Genomic DNA, 15,997 nt, shown 5'->3' on the forward strand with positions numbered 1-15,997 from the left:
CTTATTAATTACAATAAACTGCAGAGCACTATATAAAATGAATAAAATAAATACTAGAGTAGTGGACCAAAGTGTTACCGGCCCAGTGCCGGGGGCGCGCCGCCGTCTGCAGGCGCTCCGGCAGCAGCGCCATCGCGCCGCCGCCGGTCGCGCCGATCAGCCGCAGATCCGGGTACTTGTCCAGCCACCCTGCGAAGGCGATCATGGCCATGCCCATGGTGACGTCGCCGAACCGGCCGATCTGCTCGACGAAGCCGATCTCGTCGACCCGTTCCGTGCCGACCGGTTCGGCCGGGGCGTGTACCAGGACGGGTACGCCCGCCTCCGCGGCCAGCGCGAAGAAGGAGTCGGCGCGCGGGGAGCCGAGCAGCTCCCCGTGGACGCTGGACGTGGTGATCAGGCCGACAAAGGCCGGGTCCGCCAGGGTCTCCCGCACTCCTTCGAGGTGATCGTCGTCGCCGAACGGGTTGGCGTACACATAGCCGCGCAACCGGTCGGGGAACCTGGCGATCAGCCCCGACATCCAGGCGTGGAAACTGCGCAGCCGGTCTCGTGGTTGCGCGTAGTTGTCCACGCCCGGTACCCGTGCCATCGCTCCGGCGCCGACGGGGCTGCCGATGATGGTGAGGTCGATGCCGGCCTCGGCGCGCGCGGCGAGCATGCCGTCGACGTCGGTCAAGCTCGGGGGCATGGGGAAGCGTTCGGCCGCCTCCGGCGGGGAGAGATGCCCGTGGATGTCGATGATCACGTGTCGCTGCCCGGTTTCGGTGTGAGTGCGCGGGTGACCGCGGCACAGTCCTGGTCGCCCAGTCCCTGCTCGGTGGCACGGACGTGGGTCTCTGCCGCGGCGGTCGCCAGCGGCAGACTCAGGCCGACTGCCGCCGCCTGTTTGGTAGCGAGCATGAGGTCTTTCGCCATCAGCCGCAGCCGGAAGTCCGGCTCTTCGAAACGGCCGGAACCCAGGCGCCTCGACTTGAACGCCATGACCGGAGAGGCGAAACCGCTGCCCGCGATGGTCTTGAGGACCGACTGCCGGTCGAGGCCGCAGGCGGTCGCCAGCTCGGTGACCTCGGCCAGGGCCTGCACCTCAATACCCATCAAGAGGTTGAGGCACAGTTTCATCCGCATGCCGGAACCGAGTGCGCCCAGATGGACGACCTCCTTGCCCAGCGCCTCCAGCAGCGGGCGGCAGGCGTTGAACGCCTGCTCCTCGCCGCCGACGAAGAGCCGAAGCTCGCCGTCACGGGCATGGTCGCGGTTGCCGAGCATGCCCACGTCCACGACCGAGGGGATGTCCCCGGCGATCTGGATGACCTCTTCGGGGGAGACGGTGCTGGCGCAGACGAGGACACCGGGATAGGAGCCCTTGGACAGGACGCCGTCTGGTCCGCGCAGCACGGAGCCGAGGGCCTCGCCGTCGGCGACGACGCAGACGGCGGCGCTCGTGCCCGCGACGGCGTCGGCGGGGTGCGGGGCGACGAAGGCGCCTGCCTCGGCAAGCGGTTCGGCCCGCTCCGGGGTACGGTTCCAGACCCGGACCTGTATTCCCCGGTCGAGGAGGCGGGCGGCCAGACCGGAGCCCATCGTGCCGAGCCCGAGTACGGCGACGGTGCCGTTGGCGGTGCGCGTCATGACGTCACCCCCGTCGTCTCCTTCACGACTCGGAACCGCAGCGAATGCGTCGAGTCGACCCACTGGCGCAGCGGAGCCACCAGCGCGCGGTGCTCCGCGCTCTGCTGCCAGGCGAAGAAGTGCCCGGCCGTCTGCCACTCGCTGGTGATGACCCACTGCCGGGAGTCGTCCACGGGTGCTCCCAGCCTCTCGACGATGTGGCCGGGGGTCCGGGCGACGGACTTGCGGAGCTGGTCGTACACATCCAGGAATCCCTGCTCGCCGCCCTCGATCACTCGGACGGTGAAGACGACGCTCAGCTTGTCGGCCGGCTGGCCGTTGTTCCTCGTGTCCATGTCTCCTCCTGAGGGTGAGATCCGGCAGGACACGACTCCCACGGCCTCATGTCCCCCGTGCGGACGCAACTCCGAATGGGGGATGGGGCAATGGGGACAAGGGGATAACGGACCGTGATTGCTCTCTTCGGGTGAGTGACGAGGCGGTGCGTGTCGCCGGCTACCGGGCGCGGACGGCCGCACTCGAACGGGGGGCTGCAACCCCCGATGCGTGTCGGGGAGATCAGGGCCCCTCGGGGATCGGCAACCGCCCGCGGGAGCTGGACGAGTGGGGAAGCGTTTCGCCTCGTGGCTTCACCGCGAGCGCGAGCGACGAAGGGCACCTGTCTGGGAGTGTTCCCAGCTCAGGTGCCCTTTCCAGGCCTCTGCAAGAACCGGCTTCGTCGGCTTCCTGCACGCGGAGCGAAGCGGTGTCAGCCGGTCGTGCTGCCCGAGACCCACTCGGTCCACGGCATGTTCCAGTCGCTGAGGCCGTTGTCCGGGGCCAGTGTGGTCTTGTCCGCGGAGTTCTTGACGATCACGACGTCACCGATCATCGAGTTGTCGAAGAACCATGCGGCGGGCTGCTTGCCGTCGCTGCCGCCCTTGACGTCGTTGAGACCCACGCAGCCGTGGCTGGTGTTGGTCTTGCCGAAGATCGAGTCGGCACCCCAGTAGTTGCCGTGGATGAACGTGCCCGAGGTGGTCAGGCGCATGGCGTGCGGTACGTCGTTGATGTCGTACGCGGGCTTGCCGTCCTTCATGAGGCCGACGGTCGCACCGTTCATGCGGGTCTGCCTGAACTTCTCGGAGATGACCATCCGACCGTTGTGCGTCGGGTGCTCGGGGCTGCCGGACGAGATCGGGATGGTCTTGATCGTCTTGCCGTCCCGTACGACGGTCATCTGCTTGGTCCTGGCGTCCACGGTGCTGATCTGGCTCCGGCCGATCTTGAACGTGACCGTCTTCTGGATGCCGTGGCGGGTGAGCTTGACGGTGACGGTGGAGCCGGGCTTCCAGTAGCTCTCGGGGCGGAAGTCCAGGCGGGCGTCGTTGAGCCAGTGGCCGACCACCTGCTGCCCGCTGCTGGAGCTGACCTGGATCTCCGCCTCCACGGCGGCCTTGTCGCCGATCGCCTTGTCGAAGCTGACCGTCACTGGCATGCCCACGCCGACGGTCGAGCCGTCCTGGGGGGAGAGGTGCCCGACGAAGTCGTTGGCCGGGGAGACCGTGGTGATCGTGGCGTTCCCGGTGGCGGAGCGGCCCTTGGCGTCCTCGGCCTCTGCGGCGACCTGGTATCGGGTGGCCCGCTTCAGCGCGCCGTTCGGCTTCCAGGACGTGCCGTCCGCGGACAGGGTGCCCGGAATCTCGGTACCGGTCGCGACGGCGGTCATGGTCACCTTGGTGAGCTTGCCGTTGCTGACGGTGACTTCTACGGGGCCGTTGATCCCGACGCCGTAGGCGCCTTGACCGGGCGTGATCTTTATTCGGGCGTCGGAGGTGTCCTGGGCGCCCGCCTGATCTACCTGCGCAGACGATTTCTGCTGATTCCCGGCATCGTTGCCGCTGGTGGCAGCGTTGCTGGTGCCGCCTAGGGCCGTGAGTGCGAGTACGCCGCCGAGTGCGCCGACTGTAGCCATCCGCCCGATGCCTCGCTTACGTACCGTGATCAAACGCTTCTCCCATGCCGCTGGTCGTTGAATCCTCGGAGCTGGTTACCGGAGGAGTGCAACCGACTTCAAAGAACTACATTTATTCATCCATCCATCCTGAAGTGGGTGAATTATGGCGAATGCCACGTTGCGAGAGCGTCGCCGAGGCTCTGCTCGACGGCCGGACGGCGCGTGGTCGATCTGCTCTCGCCGATCGGTGCAGGCCGTGTGGCGATACGGAGGCGAGAGGCCTCGACCGGCACCTGGCCCGGTACCAGCCCGCCTCGACGCCGGAGCGGACCCCGGGCCGAGGTCGTGGCGCAGGCTTCGGGCCGGCTGGTGATGATCCCTCCTGCCCGGGGTGTGTCCGCGGGATCGTAGGTCAGGGAGATCTCCAGGCTGCGAAGGTGGGAGACCGCCGGGGCTGCTGTGGCCGGCATCGGCGACGGCGCCGACTGCTCGGCGAGCACGGGCTGGTGGGATGGAGGCGCGAGCACGGCATGCTCGTCAGCGGCGGCTCGGACACTCCGCCCATGCGACCTGAACCCCCGGCGGCGTTTCGCCCCACCTGGTCATGGCCTCACCTGTCGGAGATCTCGGAGAGCCATGCCGTGTCCTCCGGGCCAGGCGCTTCGATGCCGGGCGCGGGCAGCCGGCGGACCTCGCCCGTGCGCAGGGCGATCGTGGCCCGTGGTCGCATCGGTCCGTGACCCCTGCGCGAGAGCAGGACGAGTTCCCAGACTGTCGCCGTCATGGCGTCGAGCCGGGTGGCGCAGTCGGCGCTCGCTCGCCGCGGATCCCGGGTCCGGCCCAGGGACAGGTGCGGGGTGAAGTTCTTGGCGGGCCCATGGCAGCGCGGGAACCGCTGCTGCAGTACGCGGTGCAGGTCCGCCCACGGTGCCTTGCCTGCCGCCGTGGGGTCGAGCCACACGGTGGAGTAGGCCCGGTGCTGGAAGGTCCGCACCCCGTCCAGCCGGGCGGTGAAGATCGGCGTCTCGGCCGTCGCCGCGGCGAGCAGCGCGGCGGCCCGCTCGAAGTCGGACTCCCGTACGAAGGGGAAGAGCACATTGACGTGTGGCGGCCAGCGGTGGATCTGCGGATCGTAATCCCGGCGGATGTCCTGGATCGGCGGCCACAGCTCCGCGGGCGGGATCCAGGCCACCGCTGTGCGGGCCGTCAGGGACAAGCCGAGGACGCCGACGGGTTCTCCCCGCCCGATGCTCGGGTCCGCTTGAGGGTTCCGCACGCGGCCGGCGCCCGACACGTCGATGCGGTCCACCCCTGTCGCCCGGTCCCAGACCACCTCGCCGTCCGCCTCGATGAACACCACCCGGTGCCACGGGATGTCGCCCCCGGGCACGAAGGAGGGCAGCGCGATGCGTTTGGAGGCACCCTTGCGCTGGCTGATCCCCAGTACGAACCGGGCCGGGTCGAACCGCGGGTCCCAGCGGACCCGGTGATAGATCTCGTCGCTGGTTCGCATCACGCTTCCTCTCCCGCCGTCACACCTCCTCCTCCAGGGTGCCGCGCACCCGGTCTCGTGGAACGGTTCGAACCGCCCCTCTCCCATGACAGGCTCCGGACCCAGAAGGCGCTACGGCCCGGCTTCGCTCCGTTGGACGTTCCGCTGGATTCTGCGGGGTCATCTGACGTCTTGCCACTTACAACCGTGCAGGTCGGGGAGTCGAAGTCTGGTGCCGCCATGGCGTGTCGCCGTTCCACCCGACGGCCGGGAAAGCCGAGAGACGAGGGCCGTGACGGCACTGTGACGTCGGGGTGACGGGGCCAGTTCACCATCACCGTATGCGGATCCGGGGTGGAAGGTGCGGTGGGTGCCCATGACCGGGGTGACGGACGTTCCCCGGGCCTTGCGGGGCGCCCTGGTCGCGGTGGACGAGAGCAACCCCGTGGCCTCCACGGTGGTGTTCCAGTACAACCCGGAGGAGATGACCCGTCGGCTGCGGGCGCGATCGGCCGCCGGGACGGACGACGACGCGCACGGCGGGGCCCGCGACGAGGCGCTGCGGCTGGACGGCGCGCCGATCGAGACGATCTCGCTCGCCGTGGAACTGGACGCCAACGACCGGCCGGCCGCGGAGGATTCGGCGGCCGCGCTGCTGGGGGTGTATCCGCAGCTCTCGGCTCTGGAGATGATGCTGTACCCGCAGAGCGCGGCCGTCCTCGCGAACGACGCGCTCGATCTGCTCGGCACGATCGAGCTGGTGCCGCCGCGGGCGCCGCTGACGCTGTTCGTCTGGGGCCCCGGCCGGGTGCTGCCGGTGCGGCTGAGCGGCTTCTCGATCGCGGAGCAGGCCTACGACGCCGACCTGACCCCGCTGCGTGCCCGGGTGGATCTGGAGCTGCGGGTGCTGTCCTACAGCGATCTGCCGATCACCGACCCGGGGTATCACCTGTTCCTCGTCCATCAGGTCGCGAAGGAGGCGCTGGCCGTGCTCGGCAGCGTCTCGGCGCCCCTGCGGCTGGGAGCCCTGGCGGCCGGGGCCGCGGCGACCGGCATCGGCACCTCCGGAGCGGCACGGTGATCGATCCCACGAGCCGCTACGCCACCACCGAGATCGCGACGGCCCTGGTCCCCGACCCCTCCGGCGGCGCCCGCGAGGTGCGCTGTCTGCGCCGCAGGTTCCTGCCGGCGCCCGGCGGCCTTCAGACGCTCGCGCTGCACACCGTGGCCCGCGGCGACCGGCCTGACCTGGTGGCGGCCGCGTACCTCGGCGATCCCACGCAGTTCTGGCGGGTGTGCGACGCCGCCCTGGTCATCCACCCGGACGAGCTCACCGCCGACGACCGCATCGGCGGGACCGTCCGCGTCCCCTTTCCGCAGCCGTGATTAGCGGGCCGCGGCGGGCACGAGGGGAGGGCCGGGCATGCTGTCGGGCAGCACGAGGCTGACCGTGCTTCTCGGGCCGTCGGTGCCCGTTGCCGCTCCCGCGGAGCTGGTGCGGTGCATCGAGGAGGTCCGGGTGACGTCCTCCGCCGATGCCCGGTCCGGTTTCCAGCTGGTGCTGGGGGCCGGACGGGACCGCGGCACAGGGCTGGTCGACTTTCCGCAGCTGACCGGCGGCCGGCTGCGGGCGTTCCACCGCGTGGTCCTGATCGTCACGACGGGCGGCCGGCCGCTCGTCCTGATGGACGGAGTGATCACGCACCGCGAGCTGACGCCGGGTACGGTCCCGGGCTCGACCCGGCTCACGGTCACCGGCGAGGACGTCAGCGTGATGATGGACCTGGAGGAGAAGTCGGCCGCCCACCCCGCCCAGGACGAGGCGGCCATCGCGACCCGGCTCATCCTCGGCTACCCCCGGTACGGCCTGGTGCCCAAGGTGATCCCGCCGCCGGTGGTCGACCCGCCGCTGCCGATCGACCGGACCCCGGTGCAGCAGGGCACCGACCTGGCGTACCTGACCGCGATGGCCCGGCGGTTCGGCTACGTCTTCTACGTCACTCCGGGTCCGGCGCCGCTGGTCAACACCGCCTACTGGGGGCCTCCCAGGCGCGTCGGACCGCCGGCCCCCGCCCTGTCGGTCGGCCGCGGTCCGGCCGCCAACGTGCAGCAGATCACCTTCCGGAGCGACCCGCTGGCCCCGGTCCAGGTCTCCGGGTCCGTCCTCGACCCGCTGAGCGACACCGTGCTGCCGGTGCGCGGGGCCGGCAGTCTGCGGCCGCCGCTGGCCGCCGCGCCCGACTGGGCGGTGAACCTGCCGAACGTGCGCACGGTGGCGTTCCGCGAGAGCGGGCCGAGCGCGGTGCAGGCGGCCGCCCGTGTCCAGGGCACGGCCGAGGCGTCCAACGACGCGCTGGTGGCCACCGGGACGCTGGACACCCTGCGCTACGGGACGCTGCTCACCGCGGGCGGCCTGGTGGGCGTACGCGGGGCGGGGTGGGAGCACGACGGGCTGTACTACGTGCGGCAGGTCACCCACACCCTCGGCCGTGGCCGGCACAGCCAGCAGTTCACGCTGTCCCGCGAGGGCACCGGGAGCACCGTGCCGCTGCTGCCACCGCCGTCCGGGGCGGGGCGGTGAGGCGGTGACCGCACCGACGATCCGGAAGCGGGCCATGATCCACGGCGGCAGGGCCGCCGGCCGAACGCGGGAGGGTGCGCGATGAGCCGCTTCTACGGCAAGTACCGGGGGAAGGCGGCCGACAACGCCGACCCCAGGCAGCTGGGCCGGGTGCAGGTCAGCTGCCCGGCCGTCCTGGGGGACAGCATCAGGGTCTGGGCGATGCCCTGCGTGCCCTACGCCGGGCCCGGGGTAGGGCTGTTCGCGCTGCCCCCGGTGGGTGCCGACGTGTGGGTGGAGTTCGAGGGCGGCGATCCGGACTACCCGATATGGGCGGGCTGTTTCTGGAGCACGGGCCAACTGCCCGTCACACCGGCGCTCGCGCAGACGAAGGTGTTCCGCACCGACGGGGTGACCGTGACCGTGGACGACGGGCCCGGCTTCGGCGGGCTGACCGTCGTGGTCTCCCCGCCGCTGGTGAACTCGGAGCTGCGGCTGGCCCTGGCCGCCGACAGCATCGAGCTGATCAACGGCGAGGCCAGCGTGAAGCTGACCCCGGCCTCGGTGTCGGTCAACGACGGTGCCCTGGAGGTCGTCTGATGCCCGGCTACCTGCTGCACGCCGGTACCACCGTGGCCTGCGCGCACACCGGTGAGGTGACGCCGGCAACCGGGCCCGGTCCCGTTACCCGTGTCAAGGTCGGCGGGTTCCCGGTGACCGTCGCCACCGACATGTACACCGTCCGCCACTGCCCGCTGCCCGCCCAGCCGGGCACCGGGCCGTGCGTCAGCGCGCTGTGGGCCAAGGGCGCTTCCCGGGTGCTGGCCGGCGACGTGCCGGTGGTGCTGTCCGACAGCCCGTCGGTGTGCACGCCCACCGGCACCCCGCTGACCGTGCAGATGGCCGTCCAGCGCCGGGTGCGGGGGGTGTGACCGGTGCACATCGGCTTTCCCTTCCGTATCGACCACCGCGGCCGCACCGCAAGCGCCGACGACGACGAGTACGTGCGCGGGCTGATCGAGCAGGTGCTGTTCACCGCGCCCGGTGAACGCGTCAACCGGCCGGGTTTCGGCAGCGGCCTGCGGCAGCTGCTGTTCCAACCAGCCTCTGGGGAACTGGCCACGGCCACCCGGGCGCTGGTGCAGGCGGCGCTGCAGCAGTGGCTGGGAGCCGAGATCGAGGTGCAGGCCGTCGACGTCGTCGCCGACGACGCCACCGTCCGGGTCACCGTGCAGTACCGCACCCGCACGGCGCCCGTCCCCGTCACCGCCGTCATCACCCGGGCGGTCTGACATGGCGTCCGACATGGCTACCCCGGTGTACGGCGCCCCCGGCGGGTCCGGCGACGTGACGCGGCTGCGGCTCGCGGCGGTCCATGCGGACGGCACGCTCAACGCGTTCGAGGGCCTGGAGGTCGACGACGGGCATCCGCCGCAGGTGCCGCCCCAGCGGACCCTGCTGGTGCGCTGCCTGCGCCCGGTGCCGGCCGGTCTCGACGCAGGCTCGCTCACCGTCGTGGGCGGCGTCCGCGGGGACCGGACGCTCAACCCGGTGCCGGTGGTGTGGGCGCTGCCCGCGAGCGGCCTCGCCGCGGCCCAGGTCACCGGCCCGGACGGGGTCACCGAAGGCGACGTGGCGGCCTTCGGGGCGCTGCCCGACCCCGACCGGCTGCTGGTGGTGCGCACCGGCTCCGCCGGCGACTTCTCCCCGTACACCCTGGTGCTCACCGACCCGCGGCGGTACGGCTTCGACCCGCGGCATTCCCAGATGCCGTTCACCTTCAAGGTGGACTGCCCAGCCGACCTCGACCCGCGCCCGCCGCGCACCGTCCCGGCGGTGCCCGCGCCCGTGCCGGCCGCCGACTACCTCAGCCGCGACTACGCCGGGCTGCGCCGGCTGCTGCTGGACCGGCTGTCACTGCTGCTGCCCGGTTGGAGCGACCGCAGCCCCGCCGACCTCGGCGTCACCGTCACGGAGATCCTCGCCCACCTCGGCGACCAACTCGCCTATGCCCAGGACGCGGTGGCCACCGAGGCCTACCTCGGCACCGCACGCCGCCGGGTGTCGGTGCGCCGCCACGCCCGGCTGCTGGACTACCCGATGCACGACGGGGCCGCCGCCCGGGTCTGGCTCGCCCTGGACGCCGACCCGGGCGCGGACGGCACCGCGTTCCCGGCCGGCACGGAGGCCGGCGCGGCGGACGGCGGCACCGATGCCGTCTTCCACACCCTGCACCCGCTGACCGCCCGCAGCGCCCGCAACGCCGTCGACCTGTACGCCTGGGGCGAGGAGCGCGCCTGGCTGCCGGCCGGCGCCACCGGGGCGACCCTGGTCGGCACCCCTTCCGGGCTCGGCCTGACAGCCGGTGACGTGCTGGTCCTGCAGGAGGTGCTCGGCGACGACGGGACCGCCGGGACGGCCGACCCGATCCGGCGCCGGGCGGTGCGCCTGGACGCGGACCCGGTCGCGGACACCGACCCGCTGACCGGCACCGAACTGGTGCGGGTGAGCTGGTTCCGGCAGGACGCACCGCCGTTCCCGCTGCGGCTGTGGCGGTTCCCGGACGGTGACTCCGGCACCGTGGGGGCCACGGTGGCCCGGGCCAACGTCGTGCCGGCCGAGCACGGCACCCTCGTCGGCCCCGAGCCGCTGGTTCCGGCCGAGGTCCCGGTACGCGGCCGTTACCGGCCCCGGCTCGCGCGCCCCGGGCTCGCCCACGCCGTGCCGTACGACCACAGGCAGGCGCTCGGCCGGCCGGCCGCCGAGGCGCTCGCCGTGGACCCGGCCCTGGCGTTGCCCGCGCTGGCCGCGCTGCACGACGGGACGGGACCCTGGACCGCGGTGCGCGACCTGCTGGACGCGGGCCCGTACGCCGCGCAGTGCGTCGTGGAGACCGAGGACGACGGACGGGCCTACCTGCGCTTCGGCGACGAGGACGGCGGCCGCGCCCCCGTCCCGGGGACGGCCTTCACCGCCGCCTACCGGACCGGCGGCGGCACGGCGGGCAACGTGGGCCGCGACACCCTCACCCGGCTGTCCGTGCCGGTCACCGGCGTCCGCGTCGGCAACCCGCTGCCGGCCGCGGGCGGCACCGACCCGGAACCGGTCGAGCAGGTCCGGCAATGGGCGCCGCAGGCCTTCCGGGTCCTTCAGCGGGCCGTCACCGACGCCGACTACGCCGAGGTGACGGGCCGTCTGCCGCAGGTGCGGCAGGCGGTCGCCGCCCGTCGCTGGACCGGCTCGTGGTACACCGAGACGGTCACCGTGGAGCGCGCCGACGGCCTGCCGGCGGACCGCGCGTTCCGGGCCCGGGCCGCCGCGTACCTGGAGGACTACCGGATGGCCGGCGGGGACGTGCGGGTGACCGCGGTCGTCCCGGTGTCGCTGGACATCGTCCTGACGGTGCACGTCGCGCCCGGACATCTGGGCAGCGACGTGCGACGGGACCTGCTGGAGGTGTTCACCGCAGGGCTGCGGGCCGACGGCACCCCCGGCTTCTTCCATCCCGCGAGACTCGCCTTCGGCCGGCCGGTCTATCTCAGCCACGTGGTCGCGGCCGCCTCGGGCGTCCCCGGCGTGCTCTGGACCGACACCGACGACACCCCGCCAAGACCCAACCGCTTCCAGCGCTGGGGCCGGCCGGCCGCGGGCGAGCGGGCGGCCGGGCTGATCGCCATGGGCCGCCAGGAGGTCCCCCGCTGCATGAACGACCCCAGCCGGCCGGAGCACGGACGGATCGACTTCCTGACGGAGGGCGGCGCGTGAACCCCGACGACACCGCGGCGCCCGCCGCCCCCGCCCGGCCGGCCGACCCGGCAGGCCGCACCGGCCTGTCCTACCGCGCCGGCACGCACGCCGAGGTGCTGGACCGCGCCCTGACCGCACTGCGCCTGCGGCTGCCCGCCCTGACCACGCAGGACGCGGCCGACCCCGCGGCCGCCCTGCTGGACGCCTGGGCCACGGTCGCCGACATCGTCACTTTCTACCAGGAGCGGATCGCCCGAGAGGGCTTTCTGCGCACCGCCACCGAGCGCCGGTCGGTGCTCGAACTCGCCCGGGCGATCGGCTACGAACTCGCTCCCGGCGTCGCGGCCGCCACCTGGCTGTCCTTCACCGTCGAGGACGTCGTCGATCCCGGCGCCCAGGCCGTCGTCCCGGCCGGCACCCGGGTGCAGAGCATCCCCGGCCAGGGCGAACTGCCGCAGACCTTCGAAACGGCCGAGGAGCTGACCGCCCGCGCCGAACGCAACGCGATGCGGCTGCGCCTGAGCCGCACGCAGCGGATCACCACCGGCGCCGCCCAGATGCTGCTCGACGGCGTCACCACCGGCCTGCGCCCCGGCGACCCGCTGCTCGTCCGCCGCCCCGACGGCCTGCAGCCCTGGCAACTGCGGGTGCTGACCGAGGTCGAGCCACACCCCGCCGACGCCTCCGGGAGCCCGGCGACCACCGTGGTCCGCTGGGACGAGCCGCTGGACCTGACCGACCCGGAAGCTCCGGCCGTTCCCGCGCCGGTGGAGGTGTACGCGTTCCGGCAGCGGGCGGCGGTCTTCGGCCACAACGCCCCGGACTGGCGGCTCATGCCCGACATCGTCCGGCGCAACTACGCACCCTCCGGCCCGGCGGACGGCGGCGAGACGATCCCACTGCCCACCCAGTGGCCGGGGTTCGCGCTCACCGACCCCGCCGACGGCGGTGACCCGGTCCTCGACCTCGACGCGCCCTACACCGAGGTGCTGCCCGGCTCCTGGCTGGTGCTGCGCGCCCCGGGCCTGGCGGAGCTGTACGAGGTGGTGACGGCGGACCTGTCCGCCGCCGCCGACTTCGGCCTGACCGCCACCACCACCCGGCTGCGGCTGCGCGGCTCCGGCCCGATCGCCCCCTTCGACCGCCGCACCACGACGGTGGACGCCCGCAGCGAGCGCCTCCGGCTGGCCGAGGAGCCGGTCACCGCACCGGTGACCGGGACCGACCTGCTGCTGGACCGGCCACTGGAGCTGACCCGCGGCAGCACCGTGCTGGTGACCGGCAGCACCCCGGACGGCCGGCCCACCGCCCAGCCCGTGACCGTCGCCGACAGCGCCGCCACCGCCGACGGCACACAGCTCACCCTCGCCGAGCCGCTGGCGCTGCCGCTCGATCCGGCCTCGGTACGGGTACTGGGCAACGTCGTCGCCGCCACCGCCGGGGAGAGCGTCACCGACGAGGTGCTCGGCAGCGGCGACGGCGCGACGGGCAACCAGAGCTTCACCCTGCTGCGCGGGGACCTCACCCACACCACCGCGGCGGTGCCCGGCGGAGTACGCGACTCGCTGCGCGTCCGGGTCGACGACGTCGAGTGGACCGAGGCCGCCTCGCTGTACGAACTGGGCCCCCACGACCGCGGGTACGTGGTCAGGATCGGCGACGACGGATCCGTCGGCGTACTGTTCGGCGACGGCGAGCGCGGCGCCCGCCTGCGGTCCGGGCAGGACAACGTCCGGGCCGACTACCGCAGCGGCACCGGCCCCGCGGGCAACGTGACCGTCGGGGCGCTCTCCCTGCTCCCGGTCCGGCCGCTGGGCATCCGGGACGTGACCAACCCCCTGCCCGCCACCGGCGGCACCGCCCCTGAAGGGCCGGCGGACGGCAGGACCGCCGCGCCGCTGTCGGTGCGCACCTTCGACCGGGTCGTCTCCCTCGACGACCACCAGGACTTCGCCCGCGTCTTCGCCGGCATAGCCAAGGCCACGGCCACGGCCCTGCCGGGCGCGCGCCACCCCTTCGTGCACCTCACCGTGGCCGGCTCCGGCGGGGCGGACGTGCCCGCGGACACGCTTGCCGCCCTGCGCGCCGCAATGGACGCGGCCGGACGGACCCCCGGCCGCCTCGGCCTGGACAGCTACCGGCCACTGTCCTTCGCCGTCGCCGTCGCCGTCCTGGCCGCCCCCGACCGGGAGTGGGAGCAGGTCGCCGGCGCGGTGCAGGAGGCGCTGCGCACGGCCTACTCCTTCGACCGGGGCGACTTCGCCCAGCCCGTGCCCGCCTCCGGCGTGCTCACCCTCGTCCAGCAGGTGCCCGGCGTGCTGGCCGCCACCGTACGCGCGCTGCACCTCGGCGACGCCCCCGACGGCGACGCCGTCGCCGAGGTGCTCATAGCGCGCCCCGCCCGCCTCGGCCGGACCGGGGTGCTCCCCGCCGAGCTGCTGCTGGCCGATCCCGGCCGGATCACCGTGACGGAGCTGGTGCCGTGACCCCCGCCGACCCCGACCGCCCCGTCTACCGGCTGCTGCCCGAGGTCCACCGCAGCCGCGACGCCGAACTCGGCCACCCTCTGCGGTCCCTGCTGGAGGTGGTCGAGGAGGAACTGCTGCGCCTGCGCGAGGACATCGACGGGCTCTACGACAACTGGTTCGTCGAGACCTGCGCCGCATGGGTGCTGCCGTACCTCGCCGACCTGCTGGGGCCGGGCAACCTCACCGGCGGACCCGGCGGCGCGGTCCCGCGCCGCGCCCTGGTCGCCCACACCCTCGCCAACCGGCGGCGCAAGGGCACCCCCGGCGCGCTGGAGGAGGCCGCCCGCGACATCACCGGCCGGCCGGTCCGGGTCGTGGAGTACTTCCGGCTGCTGGGCACCACCCAGAACGTCAACCATCCGCGCCCCGGCGACGTCCGCACCCCCGACCTGCGGGACACCGCCCGGCTGGCCCTCATCGGCACCCCCTTCGACCGGACCGCCCGCACCGTGGACGTCCGCCACGCCGACCGCGGGCGTGGCCGGCACAACATCGGCGTGGTCGGCCTGCACCTGTGGCGGCTCGCCGCCCATCCCTGCACCGGCGTGGACGCCCGGGCGGTGGATGCGGCGGCCGGCCGCTGGACGTTCGACCCGGCCGGGCGCGACCTGCCGCTGTTCAGCCGGCCCCGTTCGGCCGCGGCCCCCGCAGCGGAGACCGACGCCCCGGCCCCGCTGCGCCGCCTGAGGCTGCATCAGGAACTGGTGGCGCTCCGCGCCGGATCCCCGTCCACGCTGCTCGACGGACCCGACCCGCTGCTGACGGTGACGCTGCCCGACGGCCCGGTCGAGCCCGCCCGGCTGATCTGCGCCGACCTCACCGACTGGGACCGCCCGCCCGCACCGTCCGACGGCGCGGCCCCGCAGGTCGCCGTCGACCCGGCACTCGGCCGGCTCACCCTGCCACCCGGCAGCGCGCCGGAGCGGGTGCGCGTCGCCTACTCCTACGGCTCCCCGGGCGACCTCGGCGCCGGGCCGTACGACCGCCGGGCCACCCTGATGACCGCGCTCGCCGCCGCCGGCACCCCCTGGCCCGACGCGCCCGACTGGCAGATCGCCGTGAGCCGCGACCTCGCCGGCTCCGGCGACCCGTCCGTGCCCACCGTCACCACCCTCGGCGCAGCCGTCACCGCCTGGAACGAGCGCCCCGACCCGCGCCCCGGACAGGTCGGCGTCATCGCCGTCCAGGACAGCGCCACCTACGACGAGGACCTCACCGGCCCCCGGCGCATCCTGATCCCGCCGGGCAACCGGCTGATCGTGCTCGCCGCCGGCGGGCGCCCCGCCGCCCTGGGCGCCGTCGGCCTGCGGCCGCACCTGACCGGCACCATCGAGGCGGCGGCCCCCGGCGGCCAGGTGCCGGAACCGTCCCAGCTGGTCCTGGACGGCTTGTCGGTCGAAGGCCGGATCACCGTCGCGCCCGGGAACCTCGACAGTCTCGTGGTGTCCGGCTGCACCCTCGTCGGCGACCGCGCCGCCACCCTCCCCGACGGCGGCCTGATCTCGGCCGAGGCCAATCCGCGGCTGGCCGTACGGCTGCTGCGCACCGTCTGCGCCGGAGTCCGGCTGAGCGACGTCCCCGCGCTGGATCTGGCCGACAGCATCGTCGGTCCCCGCGCCGGCGGCCTCGCCCTCGACGCGCAGCCGGCGGACGTCGGGATCGAGGCGAGCACCGTACTGGGCCGCACCAGCGCCCGCAGCCTGACGGTCAGCGACAGCATCCTGCGCGACCGCGCCGAGGTCGTCTGGCGTCAGCAGGGCTACCTGCGGTTCAGCTACGCGCCACCGGACTCCCGGGTCCCGCGCCGCTACCGCTGCCAGCCCGCCGACGACGCGGCGGCCGGCCGGGTCGCCCCGGCCTTCGACGCCCTCGACCCGGCCGCGCCCGGCTTCGGGCGGCTCGCCGCGCGCTGCCCCGCGGAGATCGCCGAGGGCGCGGAGAACGGCGAGGAGATGGGCGCGTACCGCTTCGTGCGGCAACCGAGGCGGCTGGCCGACCTGACCGGCCGGCTCGACGACCACCTGCGGTTCGGCCTGGAGGCGGGTGTCTTCCTTGCGGACTGAGCGGACTCAGCGGACTCAGCGGACTGAACGGACCACGGC

General features: G+C 73.4%; 14 protein-coding genes. 9 read left to right on the plus strand and 5 right to left on the minus strand.

Annotated elements, in window-relative coordinates:
* Positions 1 to 28: 28 nt before the first annotated feature.
* The 5 genes from ABT137_RS45015 to ABT137_RS45035 form a co-directional block, all read right to left on the minus strand.
* A complete protein-coding gene (locus ABT137_RS45015; RefSeq protein WP_351718447.1) occupies positions 29 to 748 on the minus strand; it encodes an amidohydrolase family protein in 720 nt (239 codons plus the stop codon).
* Positions 745 to 1,632, minus strand: coding sequence for an NAD(P)-dependent oxidoreductase (locus ABT137_RS45020; protein ID WP_351718448.1), 888 nt, complete (start codon positions 1,630 to 1,632; stop codon positions 745 to 747). Before ABT137_RS45020 ends, ABT137_RS45015 begins: the two co-directional genes overlap by 4 nt.
* Positions 1,629 to 1,967, minus strand: coding sequence for an antibiotic biosynthesis monooxygenase family protein (locus ABT137_RS45025; protein ID WP_351718449.1), 339 nt, complete (start codon positions 1,965 to 1,967; stop codon positions 1,629 to 1,631). The genes ABT137_RS45020 and ABT137_RS45025 overlap by 4 nt, the downstream gene beginning before the upstream one ends.
* A 413-nt stretch (positions 1,968 to 2,380) precedes the next feature.
* Positions 2,381 to 3,586, minus strand: coding sequence for a L,D-transpeptidase (locus tag ABT137_RS45030; RefSeq protein WP_351718451.1), 1,206 nt, complete (start codon positions 3,584 to 3,586; stop codon positions 2,381 to 2,383).
* 592 nt (positions 3,587 to 4,178) lie between these two features.
* Positions 4,179 to 5,081, minus strand: a complete 903-nt coding sequence (locus tag ABT137_RS45035; protein WP_502984678.1) for an RNA repair domain-containing protein — start codon at positions 5,079 to 5,081, stop codon at positions 4,179 to 4,181.
* A gap of 355 nt (positions 5,082 to 5,436) precedes the next feature.
* On the opposite strand from ABT137_RS45035, the gene ABT137_RS45040 reads away from it, so the two are divergent.
* From ABT137_RS45040 to ABT137_RS45080, 9 genes are all read left to right on the plus strand, one after another.
* Entirely contained in the window at positions 5,437 to 6,141 is a 705-nt protein-coding gene (locus ABT137_RS45040; protein WP_351718452.1) for a hypothetical protein, read from the plus strand.
* Entirely contained in the window at positions 6,138 to 6,446 is a 309-nt protein-coding gene (locus tag ABT137_RS45045) for a hypothetical protein (protein WP_351718454.1), read from the plus strand. Before ABT137_RS45040 ends, ABT137_RS45045 begins: the two co-directional genes overlap by 4 nt.
* Positions 6,447 to 6,483: 37 nt before the next feature.
* A complete protein-coding gene (locus ABT137_RS45050) occupies positions 6,484 to 7,641 on the plus strand; it encodes a hypothetical protein (protein ID WP_351718457.1) in 1,158 nt (385 codons plus the stop codon).
* A gap of 81 nt (positions 7,642 to 7,722) precedes the next feature.
* Positions 7,723 to 8,220 (plus strand): phage baseplate assembly protein V, encoded by a 498-nt coding sequence (locus tag ABT137_RS45055; protein WP_351718458.1) that lies wholly within the window; start codon positions 7,723 to 7,725, stop codon positions 8,218 to 8,220.
* Positions 8,220 to 8,552 carry a hypothetical protein gene (locus tag ABT137_RS45060; protein WP_351718460.1) on the plus strand — a complete coding sequence of 111 codons (333 nt, stop codon included), beginning with the start codon at positions 8,220 to 8,222 and terminating at the stop codon, positions 8,550 to 8,552. The genes ABT137_RS45055 and ABT137_RS45060 overlap by 1 nt, the downstream gene beginning before the upstream one ends.
* A gap of 3 nt (positions 8,553 to 8,555) precedes the next feature.
* On the plus strand, positions 8,556 to 8,912 hold the full coding sequence (locus ABT137_RS45065; protein ID WP_351718463.1) for a GPW/gp25 family protein: 357 nt from the start codon (positions 8,556 to 8,558) through the stop codon (positions 8,910 to 8,912).
* Between the two features lie 13 nt (positions 8,913 to 8,925).
* Positions 8,926 to 11,385, plus strand: a complete 2,460-nt coding sequence (locus tag ABT137_RS45070) for a putative baseplate assembly protein (protein WP_351718465.1) — start codon at positions 8,926 to 8,928, stop codon at positions 11,383 to 11,385.
* A complete protein-coding gene (locus ABT137_RS45075) occupies positions 11,382 to 13,853 on the plus strand; it encodes a putative baseplate assembly protein (protein WP_351718466.1) in 2,472 nt (823 codons plus the stop codon). Before ABT137_RS45070 ends, ABT137_RS45075 begins: the two co-directional genes overlap by 4 nt.
* Positions 13,850 to 15,958: a phage tail protein gene (locus tag ABT137_RS45080; RefSeq protein WP_351718469.1), complete on the plus strand. Its 2,109-nt coding sequence runs from the start codon at positions 13,850 to 13,852 to the stop codon at positions 15,956 to 15,958. The genes ABT137_RS45075 and ABT137_RS45080 overlap by 4 nt, the downstream gene beginning before the upstream one ends.
* Positions 15,959 to 15,997: the final 39 nt, after the last annotated feature.

Origin of the sequence: Streptomyces sp. NPDC001980, from assembly GCF_040296885.1 — a bacterium.
Classification (GTDB): domain Bacteria; phylum Actinomycetota; class Actinomycetes; order Streptomycetales; family Streptomycetaceae; genus Streptomyces.